Origin of the sequence: Actinomyces qiguomingii (assembly GCF_004102025.1) — a bacterium.
Classification (GTDB): Bacteria; Actinomycetota; Actinomycetes; order Actinomycetales; family Actinomycetaceae; genus Actinomyces; species Actinomyces qiguomingii.
On the sequence record NZ_CP025228.1, the window covers coordinates 531703 to 551464 of the forward strand.

The following is a 19762-nucleotide window of genomic DNA, read 5'->3' on the forward strand; positions in this document are numbered from 1 at the left end:
CGGATACTCGGCTACATGGCGCCCGGCCGGAACCGGCGGACGCATCGCCAGTCCGCGCGCAACCTGCGGCTCTGCGTGCTCGGTGCGCTACCGCATAGTTCTGGCTCTCGCCACGGCATGGTGTTCCTCACATTTCAGACATGTTGTTGACGAGGATGGTAGCTAAGGAGACTGTCCAGTCGCCGTCAATGTGCGTAAAGTCACATGTGTTGCGCCTGCGGTGGTTGCATCACCACGGGCTTCGGCCCACGCCCGGCGCGAACAGATGCTGGGTGGAGGCGAAACCTGTCGGCGGTATCCGCTAGCGTCAGGGGGTCGAATAGCTGAAGGGACCTAACGCCGATGAACGATTCCGGTCAGATCCGCGTGACGGTGCGCTCTGCCAAGAAGGGCGGCCGCGGCGGAGACAAGGGGGGCTCCAAGCCGGGGGGAGGGCGCCGTCGTGTGGCGCTGGGTAACCCACTGCTGTGGCTCGCCCCCTTCGTGATGCTCGTTCTGCTGGGCTGGGCGCTGATCACCTCAGTCAGCGGCTATCGCACGATCGATACCTCCGAGGGACTGGCGATCCTTCAGGACAGCGCCTCCACGGTTGAGGCTGTCACCGTGATTGACGGCACCCAGCGCGTTGAGCTCGATCTCACCGAGGACTACACCAGTAAGGCCAATCGTGAGGGAGAGAGCTCCCAGAACCTGGGGCGCCGCGTCCAGTTCACCTACACCGAGGCGCAGGCCGGGCAGGTCAACCGGCTCGTCCAGGCCGCCAACCCCTCCGGCGGCTACAACTCGGTGGTGCCCACCACGACCTGGTGGTCCTCCATGCTGCAGCTGCTGCTGCCGATGGTGATCTTCGTGGCCTTCATGTGGTGGTTTATCGGCCGTATGGGCGGTGGCCGCGGCGGAACCATGGGCTTTGGCCGCTCCAAGGCGAAGGTTGGCGGCAAGGAGATGCCCGACGTCACCTTCGACGACGTCGCCGGTGAGGATGAGGCGGTGGAGGAGCTTGAGGAGATCCGCGAGTTCCTCTCCGAACCGGAGAAGTTCCAGGCCGTGGGCGCCAAGATCCCCAAGGGCGTGCTGCTGTACGGCCCGCCCGGAACCGGCAAGACCCTGCTGGCACGGGCGGTGGCGGGCGAGGCCGGCGTGCCCTTCTTCTCCATGTCCGGCTCGGAGTTCGTGGAGATGTTTGTCGGTGTGGGCGCCTCCCGCGTGCGGGACCTGTTCGAGCAGGCCAAGGAGAACGCCCCCGCCATCATCTTCGTTGATGAGATCGACGCCGTCGGCCGTCACCGTGGGTCCGGCATGGGCGGCGGGCACGACGAGCGCGAGCAGACCCTCAACCAGCTGCTGGTGGAGATGGACGGTTTCGACGCCACCACCAATGTGATCCTGATTGCCGCCACCAACCGGCCCGACGTGCTCGACCCCGCCCTGCTGCGCCCGGGCCGCTTCGACCGGCAGGTGTCCGTGGAGGCGCCCGACATGGCCGGCCGCGCCGCCATCCTGCGCGTGCACGCCAAGGGTAAACCGATGACCAACGACGTCGACCTGGACCAGGTGGCCAAGCGCACCCCCGGCTTCACCGGTGCCGACCTGGCCAACGTCCTTAACGAGGCGGCGCTGCTGACCGCCCGATCCAACGCCCAGTTGATCGACAACCGCGCCCTGGACGAGGCCATCGACCGGGTGATCGCCGGGCCGCAGAAGCGCACCCGCGTCATGAACGACCACGAGAAGGCCGTCACCGCCTACCACGAGGCCGGTCACGCCCTGTGCGCGGCGGCCAGTGCCTACTCCGACCCGGTCACCAAGGTCACCATCCTCCCGCGCGGCAAGGCCCTGGGATACACCATGGTCATGCCCGCGGATGACAAGTACTCCACCACCCGCAACGAGCTGCTCGACCAGCTGGTCTACGCCATGGGCGGGCGCGCCGCGGAGGAGATCGTCTTCCGCGACCCCACCACCGGCGCCTCCAATGACATTGAGAAGGCCACCGATACCGCCCGGAAGATGGTTACCGACTATGGCATGACCCGCGCCGTGGGCGCCGTGCGCCTGGGCACCACCGAGAATGAGACGGTCTTGGGTCTAAATGCCACCAACCGCGACTTCTCTGAGGATGTCGCCGCGAGCGTCGACGCCGAGGTGCGCGCCCTCATGGACGCCGCCCACCGGGAGGCCTGGGAGATCCTGGTGCGCAATCGGGACGTGCTGGAGGACCTGGCCACCCAGCTGCTGGAGAAGGAGACTCTGCTGGAGAAGGACCTGGAGCGGATCTTCGCACCGGTCGTCCGCCAGCCGCGTCGCCCCCTGTGGCACTCCGACGACGCCCTCGTCCTGACCGACGACGTGGCCGCCACTTTCATCGCCGCTGCACAGGCCCCCGACCGACACGCCGCCAAGGCCGCCGCCCAGCTGGCGCAGGCGCAGGATACTGACACTGCCGCGTCCGCCGAGGCCTCCGAGTCTGCCGCAGCCGTCCCGGCCGCGACCGGCTCGCAGCCCGCACCGGGGCCCGACGCCGTCGGCCCCGAATCGGCGCACGCCGCGCCGCCGGATGCGGACGGCACCTCCCCGGATGGCGATCAGCATGACGATTGGCGGCAGTGGTGACCGGCTACGATGCCGACGGCGTGCGCCGCGCCATCCGGGATCTGCTGACCGCCGTCGGGGAGGACCCGGACCGTGACGGGCTGCGCGAGACCCCCGAGCGGATCGCTCGTGCTCTGGCGGAGATGCTTTCCGGCCTGCGCGAAGACCCGGCCAGCCACCTGGAGACGGTTTTCGACGCCGCCCACCAGGAGATGGTGCTGGTACGGGACATCCCTCTGTACTCGGTGTGTGAACACCACCTGCTGCCCTTCCACGGGGTCGCCCATGTCGGCTACATCCCCGGCGAGGACGGGCGCGTGACGGGCCTGAGCAAGCTCGCTCGCCTGGTGGAGGGCTACGCCCGCCGCCCCCAGGTGCAGGAGCGGCTGACCTCTCAGATCGCCGACGCCATGGTTGAGCGCCTGGGGGTGCGCGGCGTGCTCGTGGTGATCGAGGCCGAGCACCTGTGCATGTCCATGCGGGGTGTGCACAAGCCCGGCGCGAACACGGTCACCAGCGCGGTGCGTGGCGCCATGCGCAACGCCGCTACCCGCTCCGAGGCCATGAGCCTGGTGCTGGGCCGCCGTGCCTGATCGGGACGCTTGCGGCCAGCGCGGTCCGGATGCTTGCGGCCCGCCGGGGCGGAATGTTTACAGCCGGCGCGATCCGGACGCTTGCAGCCCACCTGGGGGTGAGGTGTTGGGCGTGGCGGGGTTGTAGCCGCAAAATCCGAGGGAATCGGGCGTCGTCCGATAGCCTGGGACCGTGAACGCGATCCCTATCAGGGCCCCGGCGCCCCTGCCGCAGCCACTCATGGCGGCCTCCGCGGCGGGTCGGACCCTGGTCATGGGGATCGTCAACGTCACCCCGGACTCCTTCTCCGACGGCGGCCGCTGGCACACCACTGAGCTCGCCGTCGCACACGGCCATCAGCTGCTGGCCCAGGGAGCCGACATCCTCGACGTCGGTGGCGAGTCCACCCGGCCCGGCGCCACCCCGGTTACGACGGAGCAGGAGCAGGGCCGCGTGCTGCCCGTCATCCGCGCACTGGCCGATGCCGGCGCTGTCGTCTCGGTCGATACCCTGCACGCCGAAACCGCAGATGCGGCCGTCGCCGCTGGAGCCTGGATTGTCAACGACGTCTCCGGCGGACTGGTCGACCCGAGCATGCACCGCGTCATCGCCGCGACGGGCGTGGTGTACATCTGCCAGCACTGGCGCGGAGCGCCGGAGATCATGGACACCCTGACCGACTACGGGGCCGACGGCGTTATTGCCGGGGTGGAAACGGAGCTGCGGCAGCGGCTGGATGAGCTCGACGCGGCCGGGGTGAATTCGGAGCAGATCGTGCTCGACCCGGGCCTCGGCTTCGCTAAGACTCACGCTCAGTCCTGGGAGTTGCTGGCCGCCACCGGGCGGCTGGTGGACGAACTGGGTCGCCCCGTCCTGATAGGCGCTTCCCGCAAACGCTTCCTTGCCGCCGCCACCGTCCCCGAGGCCGCCGCCGACCCGCTTGCGCGCGACGCGGCCACCACCGCCACCACCGCTCTGGCCGCCGTCGCCGGTGCCTGGGCCGTGAGAGTTCACGAGGTCCCAGCCAACCGGGACGCCGTCCGCACCGCTTCCCTCTGGAAGGAAAACCGATGAGCACCAACAATGCCACCCCCGACAGGATCGCGCTGACGGGCTTGTCCGCCCGCGGCTACCACGGACTCCTTCCCTTCGAACGCACCGAGGGGCAGCTGTTCAACGCCGACGTCACCGTCTTCCTGGGGGACCGCGGAACGGCCGTTGCCGCCGTCACCGATTCGCTTGATGACGCCGTCAACTATGTTGATATCGCCCGTGCCGTAATTGGCGTGATCGAGGGCGAGCCGGTCGGGCTGATTGAGACGCTAGCTGAGCGCATCAGCGACGCTGTACTCGCTTTCCCCCGCGTCAGTGCCGTGGAGGTCACCGTCCACAAGCCGCAGGCGCCGTTGGACGTGGCCTTCGACGACGTTTCCGTAACCATCTCCCGCAATGCCGACGCCGCCTCCGAGACCCCCATGAATGCGGTTCCCGCCGCACGGCCCGCCCCGGTGGCAGAGCCCGCTGCTGCGGCGCCATTGGCCACGCCGATCCCCGAGCAGATCGGTGCCGAGCAGATCGGTGCCGAGCAGATTGGCGCCGAGCAGGCACCGCCCTCTCCCGGCTCCGCCCCCGCCACCGAAGCGGCGGCCGTGGAAGCCGGTTGGGAGCAGCAGCCGGCGGCTTCCGAAACAGCGGCTCCGGCGGATGGCTGGGGCCGGGGGCCGGTGGTGACCGAGGCGATGGTGCCCGGTGCCGGTTGGGAGCAGCAGCCGCCGTCCTCCGAGACAGCGGCTCCGGCGGATGGCTGGGGCCAGGGGCCGGTGGTGACCGAGGCGATGGTGCCCGGTGCCGGTTGGGAGCAGCAGCCGCCGTCCTCCGAGACAGCGGCCCCGGCAATTGACCGGAGCCAGGAGGCGGCACTCGCCCCCGAGGGGCCAGAGGCGGCAGACACGTTCCCGGCCGAGGAACCCGCCGCTTCCGGACCCATGGTGGCTGCGGCGTCCCCCGTTTCGGTCGACCCGCTGTCCGCCGCGTATAGCGGCGGGGGTGCCGAGCAGCCGGAGACCGCCGTCGGTCAGCCGCTGGGTGCGACGGCGCCAACCGGCGCCCCGTGGGCGCCCACCTCCATGGTGGCCCCGGCCCCGGAGGTGGCCCCCGCCCCGCCGGTCCCGCAGCCGCCGGCCGACCCGCTCACCGCGGCCCCGCCGGCGCCCGCGGAAGTGGTCATCGCCCTGGGCGGCAACGTCGGTGGCGTGGTGCCCTCACTGCGTACCGCGGTGGGTTCCCTGCGAGACACCGACGGCATCAACGTCACGAATGTGGCGCCGCTGGCGCGTACGGCCGCCGTCGTCACCGACGGTGAGGAACAGCCCGACTACCTCAACACCGTGGTCCTGGCTACCACAACGCTTTCTCCGCGTGAGGTGCTGGCTGTCTGTCAGGACTTAGAGGCAGCCGCCGGACGCGTGCGCACTCGGCCCCAGGGCCCCCGCACACTCGATGTCGACATCATCACCTATGAGGGCGTCACCTCCACCGACCCGGAACTGACCCTGCCGCATCCGCGCGCCGCACAACGCGCCTTCGTCCTCACGCCCTGGGCGCAGGCCGACCCCTTCGCCGAGATCGGTGACCAGTCCGTCGCCGCCCTGGCTGAGGTCGCTCCCGACCGCGACGGCGTGCGCTGGCTCGCCTTGGACTGGCTCGACTCCGACCACCTGCCGGCCCTTCCGACCGGACAGTACGTTGCCCCGCCCGAGCCGCAGGAGACCCCCGAGACCCGTGTCGACGCCGAGGGGGATCCTGCGCAGGTGGCGCAGCCCGGGTCGGCGGGGTCGAAGCCGGGAGTGGAGGCCGCCGTGCCTGCACAACCCGTCCAGCCAGGGCTTCCTGCTCAGCCGGAGCCTCCCGCCCAGCCGGAGCCTCCCGTCCAGCCAGGGCTTCCTGCTCAACCGGAGCCTCCCGCCCAGCCGGAGCTTCCCACCCAGCCGGAGCCTCCCGCCGTTCAGGTCCCCCCGAGCAGCGGTGAGGGACAGTCCGGTGCGAGCCCCGACGGCAGTGAGTGGGCCGCACCGCCGAACTGGAACGAGGTTATCGGCCGCGACGGTCAGGGCCTGTGATGCGACGCACGCGCTGGACGACCGTCCTCGCGTGCTTCAGCGGCCCCGGAGTGCTCGCCTGGGCGACCTCCGACCTCATGCTGCACCGCCGTGGTTGGGTCGTGTCGCTGACGCCGTGGGGCGCTGCGGTCGCCGTGGTCATCGCGGCGATCGTGCTGGCGGCGGGGATGGCGGTGCGCCGCCTGCGCGAGCACGAGCCGACTTGGATGACGCCCATGGGTGCCGCCACCACCGCGGCGGCCGCCCAGGCGTCGGTGCGGGTGGGGGCGGTGGTCGGCGGGGTCTACGCGGGCGGGCTCGTGGTCGCCCTGCTCAATCTGGACTCGCCGGCCATGACCTCACTGGCCTGGTCCGCCGCTGCCTGCCTGGCCGCCTGTCTGCTGTGGAGCGGCATCGGCCTGCTCGTCGAGCACTGGTGCGCCATCGGGGAGGACGATGACAACGACCTGCGCTCGGGATCCTCGCCGAGCGGAAGCACCGCCTGACCCGGTGCCCAGCGGCGGTCCGGATGGGCTTGGGACCGGGCAGGTCCCGGTTGTGTCGTGAGAACATCGCGTCATGTCCATGATGCCCGGCATGCCCGTCGACCCCGAACCGTCCCTGAATCCTCCGCGGCCTTCTCGTCCCGGCCGACTCGGTGTCGGCATAATCAGTGCCGGCCGGGTCGGCGCTGTGCTCGGCTCCGCTCTGCGGGCCGTGGACCACCAGATCATCGGCGTGCACGCCGTGTCCGAGGCCTCGCGTGAACGCGCCGAACTGCTCCTGCCCGGCGTCCCCCTGCTGGACGTGGACGACATCGTCGAACGGGCCGAACTGGTGCTGCTGGCCGTCCCCGATGACTCCCTGGCGGACCTGGTTCAGGGTCTGGCAGACCTGGGGCGCTGGCAGCCCGGGCAGCTGGTCGTGCACACCTCCGGGGCCTACGGCGTCGGCGTGCTCGAGCCCGCCCGCCGCTGCGGCGCCATCCCGCTGGCCATCCACCCGGCCATGACCTTCGGCGGCTTCTCCACGGATGTGGCCCGTCTGGTCGGCTGCCCCATGGCCGTCACCGCCCCTGCGGCAGTTGTGCCGATCGGCCAGGCACTCGCCGTCGAGCTCGGGGCAGAGCCCTTCGTGCTGCCGGAGGAGTCCCGACCCGCCTACCACGCCGCCCTCGCCCACGGCGCCAACCACCTGGTCACTGTGGTCAACCAGGCGATGCGCATACTGTCGGCCGCAGGCGTGGAGGACGGCGCCGCCACCCTGGGCCCGCTGCTCTCCGCCGCGCTCGACCGCGCCCTGCGGGAGGGGGAGTCCGGGCTGACCGGGCCGGTGGCGCGCGGCGATGCCGGCACGGTACGCGCCCATCTGGCGGCTCTGGCCGAGCTGAGCGACGTCAACGGGCGGGCGCTCGACGACGCCGTGAGCACCTACCGCGCACTGGCCCGGGCTACCCTGGCGCGCCGGGAGGCTATCGGGGCCCTAGGGGAGCAGCAGATACGCGCGCTGCGTGAGGTTCTGCGCGACGGCGCCGAGTAGGGCTCGGCGCGGGTCCGCAGGGCGCACGTAGGTGTCCGATCAACTAGCGTTGTCACATGACCGCCCCGCCCCGGACTAACCGGCCCGACTTCCGCGCCGCCGGCACCGTGTTCGCCCGTACTCGCGACGAGCTCGCTGCGACCCTGGCCGCCGACGACGCCCCCCGCGCCGTCGTGATGACCATGGGCGCCCTCCACGAGGGCCACTTCGACCTCGTGCGCGAGGCCGCCCGCCGCGTAGGGCCGGGCGGCACCGTGGTGGTAACCATCTTCGTCAACCCGCTCCAGTTCGCCCCGGGGGAGGATCTGGACGCCTACCCCCGCACCCTTCAGGCGGATCTGGACGGCCTGACCGCCGTCCTGACGAGGGCTGACGGCGCGCTCGCGGTGGGACGACTGGTGGTCTTCGCCCCCACCCCGGAGGTCATGTACCCCCGCGGCGAGCCGCAGGTGCGCATCGACCCCGGTCCGCTGGCGACCGTCCTGGAGGGCCGCACTCGCCCCACGCACTTCGCCGGCGTGTGTCAGGTGGTGCTCTCCCTGCTGCACTTGACCGCACCGCGCTGGGCTATGTTCGGCCGCAAGGATGCCCAGCAGCTTGCGATTGTCAAGGCCATGGTGCGCGACCTGGCGGTTCCGGTCGAGATCGTCCCCGTCGATATCCGCCGTGAAGCCGACGGCTTGGCCATGAGCTCGCGCAACGTCTACTTGTCCGACGTCGAGCGTGGGCGGGCTCTCGCCCTGTCCCGGGCGCTGGAGGCCGGGCGCACCGCCGCCCGCGCGGGGGGCGACGCCGCCGCGGTGCGCGCGGCCGCCCTCCAGGTGCTCGACGCGGAGGCGGGAGTTGAGGTCGACTACGTCGCCGTCGTCGATCCGGACTCCTTCGTGGACCTGGCCGGGGCCGGGCTCGGCCTGGAGCCGCAGAGGCAGTCGGAGGCTGAGCAGGCTGTGCGGGAGGCCGGCGTGCGGGACGCCGGCGTGCGGGACGCCGGCGTGCGGGAGGCCGGCGCGCCCGGACCGCCCTGCGCCCGTGCCCTGCTGGCCCTCGCCGCCCGCGTCGGCGCCACCAGGCTGATCGATAACGCCCTGGTGGACCTGGGCTGAGGCGCCCGGAGGCGTTAACGGGTATTTCATGAGCCCAACGTCTTCGGTGCCACAGCGGCGGCTAAAGAACACAGGACCGGGGGACGGGCGTCGTCGTCGGCTCCTACCGCAGGAGGAGTCCTACCGCAGGAGGATGTGTCTGTTGCGCCCCTTTGCGATGCTCGAAATCCCACCAAGGAGTTCATGATGACTCATTCCTCACCGCTGCACGCCGACGGGGCGGCCGATCCCTTCGCCCCCGACGGCATCATCTTCCGGCCCGTGTCCCCGCGGTTGATCACCGCACGCCTGGTCTCCAACCTGGTATTCAACGGTGCATGCCTGATCGGCTTCGTGGCCGCGGGCACATGGGCTAGTCCCTGGTTCCACATCGGGACGGCACTGGTCGTCGTCGTCACCGCGTGGGAACTGTGGCTCATCCCCCGCCAGGTGCGGGCCATGGGCTACGCCATGGCCGATGAGCACCTGCTGTGGCGCAAGGGCATCCTGTATCGCCGCATAAGCGTAGTCCCCTACGGGCGCATGCAGTTCGTGGACACCTCTCAGGGACCGTTGGGCCGCCACCTCGGTATTGCGGAGGTCAAACTGCACACGGCGTCGGCATCCACCGATGCGACCATCAACGGGCTTCCCGTGACCGAGGCGGAGAACCTGCGGCGCGTCCTGTCTGACCGTGGTGAGCAGAGGATGGCGGGGCTGTGAACGTGTTTCCAGCCGCGTCAGGCGACGCCGGCATGCCGCAGAACGAATCCGCTCAGTCACTTAGCGACGCTGCCCGGCTCCGCGGTGGCGGACGGCGTCGGGGAGATTCTTGGCCCCGTGGCGTCTCCCAGCTAGATGCCCGGCGCCCGACCGCCCAGGAACGGAGCATCTCTCTGCCGCCCGACGCGCAGTGGTCCCGGGTGCATCCCATCACCCCGCTGCTTGAGGGTTGGCAGGTCATCACCGCGGTGGTGATCTTCCTGGTGTGGCAGAACGCCGAGTACCTGGGGGATGTGTATTCGGCCGCCAGACAGGCTCGGGGAGGCATGACCTCTCAGGTCGTCTTGACTGTGGGGCTGGTATTGCTGGGTGTGGCGCTGCTTGGCGGCGCGTGGCTGTGGCTGTCATGGCGGATGCGCTCCTACGCGGTCGATCCAGACGCCGTCTACCTGCGCACGGGGGTCCTTAACCGGCAGCTGCGCACCGCGCGTCTGCCGCGCATCCAGTCCGTCGACGTCATCCACCCGCTGCTCGGCCGCGTCTTCGGGCTGGGGCGGCTGAAGGTGGAGGTGGCCGGCGGCAGTGATTCCAACGTCACCATCGGCTTCCTGCGCACCCGCGAATTGGAGACTCTGCGCGATCAGATACTGTCCTTGGCGGCGGGCGCGCAAGTGCGTGGCGATTCCGTCCAGGAGTCGGGCGAGGCGGCGGGCTCGGAGAACCAGGGCATGGGCGCGCCGAAAACCGCGGAAACATCGTCGGTGCCACTGGGCTTCGAGGACGCCGCGGCCGCACAGCCGATGATGGACGGACGCGCCGGAGGCGGCGAGAGCGACCTATACGAGGTCGACACCCGCATCCTAATCGGCTCAACGCTGCGCTCAGGAGTTGCCTTGGCCGTTGCCGCACTGCTGCTAGCCCTACTGGTGCTGGTTACGGTGTGGCTGACAATCGGGTCCTTCCAGGACACCAGGGCGCTGGCGGTGTTCTTCAGCGTGCTGCCCATGCTGACCATACCGCTCGGTCTGGGGGCTTACGTGTGGAACCGTTTCGACAAGGGGTGGCGCTTCCGCGCCGCGGCCACGCCCGCGGGTATTCGGACACGTTTCGGGCTGACCACAGAGACCTCCTCCACGCTCCCTCCCGGAAGGGTTCATGGTGTGCAACTCGGACAGAGCTTGCTGTGGCGTGGGCCCGACTGGTGGCGAGTGGAGGTGAGCGTGGCCGGGCGCAGCGCCGCCGAAGCCAAGTCCTCCGGGGTGGAGAACACCGGGGCGAATGTGCTGCTGCCCGCAGGGCGGCGCGAGACCGCCCTGCGGGCACTGTGGCTGGTGGTGCCCGACCTGGGTGTAGCCGATCCCGATGCCTTCCTGAAATCTGCCCTGCAAGGCCAGGACCAGGACGGTGTGGGTGATCAACGCCTGGCGGTTGAGGATCCCCGGCGTGGTTTCATACGCATCAGCCCCCGTGGACGCCTGTTCTCCCCGCTGGCCTGGCGGCGCGAGGCCATTGCCCTGACCGACACCTGCGTGGTGCTCAGGCTGGGACGTTGGTGGCGGCGCATCAGCGTTATCCCCTACGAGCGCATCCAGTCGCTGCGGCTGGTGCAGGGGCCGCTGGCACGGCGGTGCGATATGGCGGCACTGCAACTGGACCTGGTGGACGCGGAGATCGGCCGTTCCTTGAGCAACCTGGACCTGAACGATGCCGCCGGCATTGAACGCGTCATTTCCGAGCGGGCGCTGCGGCGCCGCCGGCGCGAGCACCTGGACCGCTGGCTCGCCCGCGCCACCACCGAGTTCGGCTGATATAACCATCGAGTTCGGTCGATATGACCATCGAGTTCGGTCGATATGACCGACGAGTTCGGTCGAAGTGGCGGTGGTGGGCGCTGATGTGCCGGCGTGCACTGTTCCCCATCCTGGGAGCGCTGGCCTCCTCACGCTGTCTTCTCTGTCACGACACTGCGTTGGGCGAGTCCGGTGCGTCTACGCTTGTAAGCGATGAGTACTCGCACTCGGACGATGATGACATCCAAGATTCACCGTGCCACAGTGACGCAGGCCGACCTGAACTACGTCGGCTCGATCACCGTGGACGCGGACTTGCTAGACGCAGCCGACCTGCTGCCCGGCGAGCGGGTAGACATCTGCGACTGCACCAACGGCAGTCGCCTTTCTACGTACGTCATCCCTGGCGAGCGCGGCGCGGGAGAGATCTGCATCAACGGCGCCGCCGCTCACCTGGTCAGTCCTGGCGACATCGTGATTCTCATCGGCTACTCCCAGCTGAGCGATGACGAGGCCCGCAACTATCTGCCGCACGTGGTGTTCGTTGATGAGAATAACCAGATTGTCGAGCGCGGTACCGAGCCCGGGCAGGTACCCGCCGACTCCGACGTGGCCCGGGTGCAGGGACTGCGATCCTCTGGTCTGCCCCTGACTGCCGTGCGCGGCTGAACTGCGCAGTGTTCACGGCGGGGCAAGCCGGGCCGATGCCCTGACATCGTTTCCCGATGGCAGCCAGCTGACCATACGGTGCCGAATCTCCTGCTGACCGCCACGGCCGACGATTCGTGTACGTCGAAAATAGGGGCGACGCACGCTTAGGTACGAGGGCAATGACGCACGACATGTCCAAGTATGGCTAGATTCCAGGGAAAAGTGATGGTTGCCCAAAAGTTGGGGCGGCTGGCTGATGTTGCTCCTGCGTGCGCCGAGAGTCTTGGCGCACGCAGGAGGCTCAGTGCGCCCCCGCGGCCTTGCGTAGATTCCGCATGATTCCGGGGTTTTGGGGAATGGCAACGCGAACTGAGCGTGCGGCACCCAGCATTGCCTGCGCGACTATGCGGCGAATGCGCTCCTCTCCGGCCGCAACATCCTGTCCAGTCAACCGTATGGGCACGTAGCCGGCGGCGAGTGCAGCCTGGTCGCGATGGCGATCAAGGGCGAACTGCTCGTTGGATGAGTGGAACTCCCAGCCATCCGTTTCTACGATCAGCCAGCCCTCGACCAGCATGTCAACCTCCCCTACCTCCTCGACGATGACTCCAGTGTCCACCGACAGGTCGATGTCACGTAGTGCGAGCCTGGTACGAGTCTCCAAAGGGGACCGTGCAGCAGGTTCTGCACGTTCCAACCGTTGTCTGGCCTTGGTGCTGTAACGACCGATCAGAAGCTCCGCGACTTCCTCTTTCGTGGTGTCGCCACGGTGGAGTGCAGCGTCCGCAACACATATGGCATCGAGTTCGTCAAGGCATTTCAAGCAGCAGGCTACGACTTCAGCGGGAACCACCAAGGGGAAGTCGTCCACCGTCATCGGTGTGAGCTGCGTTTTCCGATGTACGACTACTTCGCTCAAGTCGCGGTGCGGGCTCGACCGGACTCCGCGATTATTGGGCACCGCCAGGTGCAGGGATTTGGGCTTGTTCCACATGGGGTACCCGAGTACCTCAGCAGCGCTCGCGCAGGTCAGGTGCGCTCGAAACTGCCTGCACTTGATGATGCGTGGATCTGTCCCCGGGATCGCTAGGAACCTCGGTATGGGGCGATAGAGCAGCTCGGCCGCGAGGGCGGCTTCGATCACGCGCTTGTCCTGCGCACCACGGACGACCTCATCGTCGTACGCCGCGCCGTTTAGGGTCGCGACGCGTTCCAGCAGTAGCTCGAGCTTGATGTCCATGAACGAATGATGACCTCGCGCCCGCCCAGTCGTGTAGCCCCAAGCGCCTGCCTGTGGATAACCCACCAACTGGGGCGGAGCGCAGGCATAACCTGTGGATGAAAGTTTGAGTGAGCTCGCTGGGCCTTGGCTCAGATGCGGGGCGGATAAAGGTTGGGGTGAGTGGTTGCCCCGGCCGGCACGGTAGCTTCAACCGGAGGGAAAGATGCGGTCGCAGGTATGGTGGCTAACATCGGTGACGCCTGCGGTCGGCCGGATATGAGCCCCGCCGGGCCAGCGGTTAGACTCGCGCGCGTGAGTGAAGCCCCCGACAACCAGCAGACTTCCGCGCCGCAGGCCACCGAGCCGGGCGCATCCCGGTCCGAGCCCCGGCAGGGCGCCCCGTCGTCGGGCGAGCAGTTCCGGATCAGGTCTGATAAGCGCGAGCGCCTGCGCGAGGAGGGTTGGGAGCCGTACCCGGTTTCCGTGCCGCTGACCACCACCATCGCCGCTGTGCGCGAGCGCTACGGCCACCTCCAGGCCGGCGAGGAGACCGAGGACGTCGTCGGCGTCGCGGGGCGCGTCGTGTTTCTGCGCAACACCGGCCGTCTGTGCTTTGTCACCCTGCAGGATGGTGCCGGCGCGACACTTCAGGCGATGCTGTCGGCCAAGTCCCTGCCAGGACAGGGCCATTCCAGCCTGGCTTCCTTCAAGGCCGACGTCGATCTGGGTGACCATCTGTTCGTCCACGGGCATGTGGGCGCCTCCCGCCGCGGCGAGTTGTCCATTTTTGCCGAGCCGGAGCTGTGTGAGGGTGCGGACAGCGCCGACCTGGCCGAACTGGGTGATGCCGCCGTTGCCACTCCCGCCTGGCGCATCGCCTCCAAGGCGCTGCGGCCCCTACCCAAGACTTGGACCAACGAGGCCGGCGAGGCGGTGACGCTCTCGGAGGAACAGCGGGTGCGCCGTCGGGAACTGGACCTGCTCACCCGTCCCGCCGCCCGCGACATGGTACGCACCAGGGCCGCCGTCGTGCGTAGCCTGCGGGAGAACTTCTATGGGCGCGACTACGTCGAGCTGGAGACGCCGATACTGCAGGTGATTCACGGTGGAGCCGCCGCCCGGCCGTTCACAACTCACATGAACGCACTCGACATGGAGTTGTACCTGCGTATCGCCACCGAGATCTACCTCAAGCGGGCCGTGGTCGGCGGGGTGGACCGGGTCTTCGAGATCGGCCGGATCTTCCGCAACGAGGGCATGGACTCCTCCCACTCCCCGGAGTTCGCGGCGCTGGAGGCCTACGAGGCCTACTCCGACTACAACGGCATGGCCGAGCTCACCCAGAACCTGGTGCAGCAGGCCGCCCGCGACGCCTTCGACCTGAGCGAGGGCGAGGAGGTCGTGAGCCTTGCCGACGGCACCGAGTACGACCTGTCCGGCCAGTGGCGCCGGCTCGACCTGTACACCTCCGTGTCGGAGGCGGTGGGGGAGGAGATCACCGTCGCCACACCGCGCGAGCAGCTGGTCCGGATCGCGGAGCGGCTCGGCCTGGAGGTCGACGACTACGCCGTGGCCGGCAAGATTGTGGAGGACATCTTCGAGGAGACGGTCGGCAACGACCTGTGGGAGCCGACCTTCGTCTTCGACTTCCCCGAGGACACCTCCCCGCTGACGCGTAACCACCGCTGCCGTCCGGGTCTGACCGAGAAGTGGGACCTGTACATCCGCGGCACCGAGACCGCCACCGCCTACTCCGAGCTGGCCGACCCGGTCATCCAGCGCGAGCGTTTCGAGGCGCAGGCGCTGGCCGCAGCCAAGGGGGACCCTGAGGCCATGGTGCTGGACGAGGACTTCCTGGTGGCTATGGAGCAGGGCTTCCCTCCCTGCGGCGGCATGGGCATGGGCGTGGACCGGCTGCTCATGGCCCTGACCGGGCAGGGGATCCGTGAGACCATCACTTTCCCCCTGGTGCGGCGCGGCTGAATCGGAGTCGTAGAATGCGGCCCGTCTTGCGGCCGGGCCGCACAATGGTGATGTGCTGACGGTCGATCGGCCCGAGTACGGGGAGCATTTCTCACTCAAGCATTTCAGCCTGCTCAACGCGCTGCTCGGCGCATTCAATGCTGCCGAGGTCGGCTCGCCCGGCTATGTGCTGTCCAAGTACCTGCTGGAGCACTTCGATGCGCTGCCCCGATTGAACGTGTACGAGGTGGCGGAGGAATGCGCGATCTCAAGGTCGAGCATTCGCCGCTTCTGCCAGGCGATCGGCTTCGAGACCTTCACGGGGGTCAAGGCGGCCGCCTACGAGTGGCAGCTGCATTGGCGGTACTTCGTCGACTACGCTAATGAGCCCGGATTCGACGCCTACCTGTCGGCCCGCATTGTCCGCATGCTCTCCGACATTCGCGACGTCGCGGCCTCCCGCGGGGTACATGAGTTCGTGGAGGAACTGCACCGTGCGCGCGAAGTGGCCTGCCTCGCCTCCGACTTCTCCTCCATGAGCGTGCGCGAGTTCCAGCAGGCCATGCTCTACGGGGACAAACTGGTCCACGTCCTGACGGAGGGCTCCGGGGATCCGGCGGTGCTCGACGCAGTCACCTCGGAGGATCTGATCGTCATCGTGTCGGTTACCGGCAATTACGCCAAGGCCTCCTTCAAGCAGATGCGGACGCTGCCCGCACTGCGCGTGGTGCTGACCACAAATCGTTCGGCGGGTTTGGACCGGCTGTTCGACCGCGTCATCTACCTCAGCCGGGAGGACTTGCAGGGGTGCCGGAGCGTGTACTCCAAGTACGGGGTGAGCGTGTTCTTCGATCTGGTCTACAGCCAGTACACGCGCCGCTACCTCGCCTCGGAGACGGTGCGGCGCTCGCTCGAACCCGGGTGGCGCCCCGACGACGGCGTCCTCGACTGAGGCGGGCACTCGCCGCTCGGTCGTGGCGGGAGGAGTTTCGGCGGCAGTGAGAGGACCTGCCGCGGTGTGCGACGGCGGGCCGCCCGGTGCTGTGGACAGACGGCGGCGGGGTTCACATTATGAACCCCGCCGCTCGGCCGGCCCCTCCTAATGTCGGAGCACCGACACGTCAGTGCGCTTCAAAGGAGATGGCTCATGCACTATGACTGGAACCCCCGCTTTCCCGCGGGCTTCCTCTTCGGCGCCTCCAGCGCCGCCTGGCAGGTTGAGGGCGCCACCACCGAGGGCGGTCGCACACCGGCGATCATCGACCTCAACTCGCAGAAGAAGGCCCCGTTCGTGGACAACAAGTTCACCGCGGACCACTACCACCGCCATGCCGAGGACGTCGCCCTCATGAAGGAGTGCGGGTTGACCAGCTACCGCTTTTCGATCGCCTGGCCCAGGATCATTCCGGCCGCCGACGGCGCGGTGAACCCCGACGGCATCGCCTTCTACGATCGGCTGATCGACGAGCTGTTGGCGGCCGGCATCACGCCGATCGTCACCCTCTACCACTACGACATGCCGCTGTGGGTCGAGGAGGAGCTGGGCGGCTGGCGGTCGCGCGAAGTCATTCCCGCCTTCGCGCACTACGTGCGCACCTGCTTCGAGGCCTTCGGCGACCGCGTGAAGTACTGGCTCAGTATCAACGAGCAGAACATGCAGATCTGCTACGGTGATTGGCTCGGCGTTTCCAAGGGCGTCGAGGACTGGTTCCGTGACAAGTGGAAGATCAACCACATCATGAACCTCTGTCACGCCACAGCCGTCAACCTGTGCCATGAACTGGTTGACGGAGGCAGGATCGGGCCGGTTCCCGGCTACGTCCCCATCTACCCGGAGACCTGCCGGCCCGAGGACCAGATCGCGGCGATGAACGCGGAGGAGTTCACCGAGAAGATCTGGTGCGACACCTACGCCTACGGCGACTACTCGCCATTCCTGTACAACTACTGGCGCAACCACGACATCGACCCGGATATCCGCCCCGGTGACATCGAGACGATGAAACGGGCGAAGATCGACTTCCTTGCGGTCAACTGCTACCGGTCTAACACCGCTAAGCATGCGCCGGCGGACGCCGAGTCGCAGGAGTATCTGCTGAATGCGTCGGGGAAGAAGGGTGAACTCACCTTCTCGGTCGTCCCCGGTCAGTACGCGCTCACCCGCAATCCTTACGTCGAATACACGGACTGGGACTGGGAGATCGACCCGGTCGCGATGCGCTACGCCCTGAGATACCTGTGGGATCATTACCGGTTGCCGATGGTGATCACCGAGAACGGCCTCGGCGCCCACGAGTCCAAGAGCCCCGACGGGAAGGTCCACGACCCGCAGCGCCTGGACTACATCCGGGACAACCTCTACCAGATCGGCCTGGCCATTGAGGACGGGGTAGAGGTGTTCGGCTACAACGCCTGGACCTTCACCGATCTGCTTTCCACCGGCAATGGGATGGCGAAGCGGTACGGCTTCGTTTTCATCGACACGACCGATGAGGAGCAGAAGGCGACCGACGACGTCTCGACGCTGTCCCTGACCCGCATTCCGAAGGACTCCTACTACTGGTACCGGTCATTCATCGCCTCCGGGGCGACGCAGTGGGGTGAGGAGATGAGCGATTGATGGGTGTCAAGGAGGACCGCATCGCACTGAGCCGCGACCTCATCGCCTACATGGGAGGGGAGGCGAATATCGCGGCGGCGGCGCACTGCTACACCCGCCTGCGACTCACGGCCAAGGACCCGTCCAAGATAGACGAGGACGCCATCCAGAAGAGGGACGGGGTACTCGGCCTGGTCAAGCGCAACGGCCAGTACCAGGTCGTGGTCGGTCCGGAGGCGACCGACCTGTACCACGAGTTCGTGCAACTAGGCGAATTCGAGTCCGCCGGTGGCGCCGTCGACGAGCAGGCCGCGGCGGAGGACGCCCAGCGGTCCGCGGGGAGTGCCGAGGCGGCCGAGGGGGGACGGCGTGGGAGGATGACCGGCGTCCTGGACTTCATTGGCGGCACCTTCTCCCCGGTGATTCCCGTACTGATTGCGGGCGGCCTGACCGGGGCCGTGCTGACCGTGCTGACGAACTTCTTCCACGTCGCCGACGCCTCCGGCACCTATCAGGTCTTTTACGCCGTCAACCAGGCCGCCTTCTACTTCCTGCCCGTGTTCATCGGTTTCAGTGCGGCACGAAAGCTGAACGTGGATGGCTACCTGGGTGCTTTCCTCGGCACGGTACTGCTGTACGAGACGATCAACGGGGCGGAGGGGCTGACCTTCGCGGATATCCCGGTAGCCCAAGTCACCTACAACACCACGGTGTTCCCGATCATTCTGGGCACCTGGTTCATGAGCGTGGCCTACCGTTTTTTCGTGCGACTCCTTCCGGGGGCATTGCGCGCCGTGTTCCTACCGTTGCTGACCATGTTGGTGACGGTCCCGGTGACGCTGCTGGCACTGGGACCGATAGGGAACGTGCTCGGCGGCTGGCTGGCGAGTGGGGTCACGGCGGTGTACGAGGCCGCTCCGCCGCTGGCCGTGCTCGTCATTGGGGCGACGACGCCATTCCTGGTGTTCTTCGGCATGAACAATGCGCTGTACCCGGTGATCTTCGCCCTGTTCGAATCGATTGGCGGCGATCCTTTGGTGATGGCAGGAATGCTGGCGGCGAACGTGTCCGTGGGCGCCGCCTGCATCGCCGTGGGGATCGGATCCCGGGAGGTGAAAACGAAGTCGGTGGCTATCTCCGCCGGCATCACCGGCCTGCTGGGCATCACCGAACCCGGCGTATACGGCGTGCTGTTCCCGCTGCGCCGCCCGTTGATCGCCGCCGTCATCGGCGGTGGCGCCGGAGGGCTACTGGCCGGCCTGCTGGGCACCACCCAGTACGTCATCGCCAGCCCGAGCTTCGCCTCGCTGCCCGCCTATATCCCCGCCGACGGCTCAATGTCGAACTTCTACGGGGCGATCGGGGTGGCAGTCTTCTCGGTGGTGGTCGCCTTCACCGCGGCATGGCTGCTCGGAACCGGAAGGAATGAGAGGACGCCGCAGGCAGAATAAGTGGCTTGTCCGGTTTGGCTTGTCCCAAAATTCGACACTCCACCCCAGCATCCGGCGCCCGACACGTGGCGAAACCACCGGCGGCCGTGACCGTCGCAGTGGACACACGAAGCCACCAGATCGTTCCGGCACGCACGCCGGGAACACTCCTCCCCACCGGCCCTACATCCCTACTGGGTCTCCAGCCCCCGGCCCACTCCCAAACCCAAAAAACCGCACAGAACCGAACTCGATCGTCACAACAACCGAACTCGACGATCGGGAGGCGGGCGCACCTCCGTCTTAACGCACCTGGAGGTGCGAGGTGCTTCCTGACCGACAACATCAAGCGGCTGAAGCCGGGCGAGCTGTTGGTCTTAATGCACCTGGAGGTGCGAGGTGCTTCCTGCCCCTGGAGCTCTGGCCTCCGCAGGCTAGCTTCCCCCTGTCTTAATGCACCTGGAGGTGCGAGGTGCTTCCTGACTCATTGCGGCAACCGCT

15 protein-coding genes and 1 CRISPR repeat array (1 of these 16 cut by a window edge) are annotated in these 19762 nt (G+C 67.9%); of the genes, 14 read left to right on the plus strand and 1 reads right to left on the minus strand.

The genetic code is table 11. From position 1 onward, the window contains the following. The first annotated feature begins 342 nt into the window (after positions 1-342). From ftsH to panD, 10 genes are all read left to right on the plus strand, one after another. Positions 343-2613 carry an ATP-dependent zinc metalloprotease FtsH gene (ftsH, locus tag CWT10_RS02135; RefSeq protein WP_416171727.1) on the plus strand — a complete coding sequence of 757 codons (2271 nt, stop codon included), beginning with the start codon at positions 343-345 and terminating at the stop codon, positions 2611-2613. Beyond that, entirely contained in the window at positions 2610-3185 is a 576-nt protein-coding gene (gene folE, locus CWT10_RS02140) for a GTP cyclohydrolase I FolE (RefSeq protein ID WP_103064271.1), read from the plus strand. The genes ftsH and folE overlap by 4 nt, the downstream gene beginning before the upstream one ends. A gap of 220 nt (positions 3186-3405) precedes the next feature. Next, entirely contained in the window at positions 3406-4239 is an 834-nt protein-coding gene (folP, locus tag CWT10_RS02145) for a dihydropteroate synthase (protein ID WP_103064270.1), read from the plus strand. Beyond that, the gene (folK, locus tag CWT10_RS02150; RefSeq protein ID WP_128683239.1) at positions 4236-6284 is read left to right on the plus strand and encodes a 2-amino-4-hydroxy-6-hydroxymethyldihydropteridine diphosphokinase; all 2049 of its coding nucleotides are present in this window, start codon (positions 4236-4238) and stop codon (positions 6282-6284) included. Before folP ends, folK begins: the two co-directional genes overlap by 4 nt. Beyond that, entirely contained in the window at positions 6284-6769 is a 486-nt protein-coding gene (locus CWT10_RS02155; protein WP_103064244.1) for a DUF3180 family protein, read from the plus strand. The genes folK and CWT10_RS02155 overlap by 1 nt, the downstream gene beginning before the upstream one ends. Positions 6770-6851: 82 nt before the next feature. Then, positions 6852-7802, plus strand: a complete 951-nt coding sequence (locus CWT10_RS02160) for a Rossmann-like and DUF2520 domain-containing protein (RefSeq protein ID WP_103064269.1) — start codon at positions 6852-6854, stop codon at positions 7800-7802. A 56-nt stretch (positions 7803-7858) separates the two neighbouring features. Next, positions 7859-8905, plus strand: coding sequence for a pantoate--beta-alanine ligase (gene panC / locus CWT10_RS02165; protein WP_103064243.1), 1047 nt, complete (start codon positions 7859-7861; stop codon positions 8903-8905). Between the two features lie 183 nt (positions 8906-9088). Then, positions 9089-9607 carry a PH domain-containing protein gene (locus tag CWT10_RS02170; RefSeq protein WP_425320994.1) on the plus strand — a complete coding sequence of 173 codons (519 nt, stop codon included), beginning with the start codon at positions 9089-9091 and terminating at the stop codon, positions 9605-9607. Further along, positions 9604-11415 carry a PH domain-containing protein gene (locus CWT10_RS02175; protein WP_103064241.1) on the plus strand — a complete coding sequence of 604 codons (1812 nt, stop codon included), beginning with the start codon at positions 9604-9606 and terminating at the stop codon, positions 11413-11415. Before CWT10_RS02170 ends, CWT10_RS02175 begins: the two co-directional genes overlap by 4 nt. Positions 11416-11610: 195 nt before the next feature. Further along, positions 11611-12066, plus strand: coding sequence for an aspartate 1-decarboxylase (panD, locus tag CWT10_RS02180; RefSeq protein WP_103064240.1), 456 nt, complete (start codon positions 11611-11613; stop codon positions 12064-12066). 283 nt (positions 12067-12349) lie between these two features. On the opposite strand, the gene CWT10_RS17230 is transcribed toward panD, so the two are convergent. Next, positions 12350-13288, minus strand: coding sequence for a hypothetical protein (locus CWT10_RS17230; protein WP_233188380.1), 939 nt, complete (start codon positions 13286-13288; stop codon positions 12350-12352). A gap of 258 nt (positions 13289-13546) precedes the next feature. On the opposite strand from CWT10_RS17230, the gene CWT10_RS02190 reads away from it, so the two are divergent. From CWT10_RS02190 to CWT10_RS02205, 4 genes are all read left to right on the plus strand, one after another. Then, positions 13547-15253 (plus strand): lysine--tRNA ligase, encoded by a 1707-nt coding sequence (locus CWT10_RS02190; protein WP_103064267.1) that lies wholly within the window; start codon positions 13547-13549, stop codon positions 15251-15253. A 52-nt stretch (positions 15254-15305) separates the two neighbouring features. Further along, a complete protein-coding gene (locus tag CWT10_RS02195) occupies positions 15306-16184 on the plus strand; it encodes a MurR/RpiR family transcriptional regulator (RefSeq protein WP_103064239.1) in 879 nt (292 codons plus the stop codon). Between the two features lie 195 nt (positions 16185-16379). Beyond that, the gene (locus CWT10_RS02200) at positions 16380-17852 is read left to right on the plus strand and encodes a glycoside hydrolase family 1 protein (RefSeq protein ID WP_103064238.1); all 1473 of its coding nucleotides are present in this window, start codon (positions 16380-16382) and stop codon (positions 17850-17852) included. After that, positions 17852-19282, plus strand: a complete 1431-nt coding sequence (locus CWT10_RS02205; protein ID WP_103064237.1) for a PTS transporter subunit EIIC — start codon at positions 17852-17854, stop codon at positions 19280-19282. The genes CWT10_RS02200 and CWT10_RS02205 overlap by 1 nt, the downstream gene beginning before the upstream one ends. A gap of 279 nt (positions 19283-19561) precedes the next feature. Further along, positions 19562-19762: direct repeats of the CRISPR family, unit length 37 nt; unit sequence GTCTTAATGCACCTGGAGGTGCGAGGTGCTTCCTGAC (it continues 194 nt past the right edge of the window).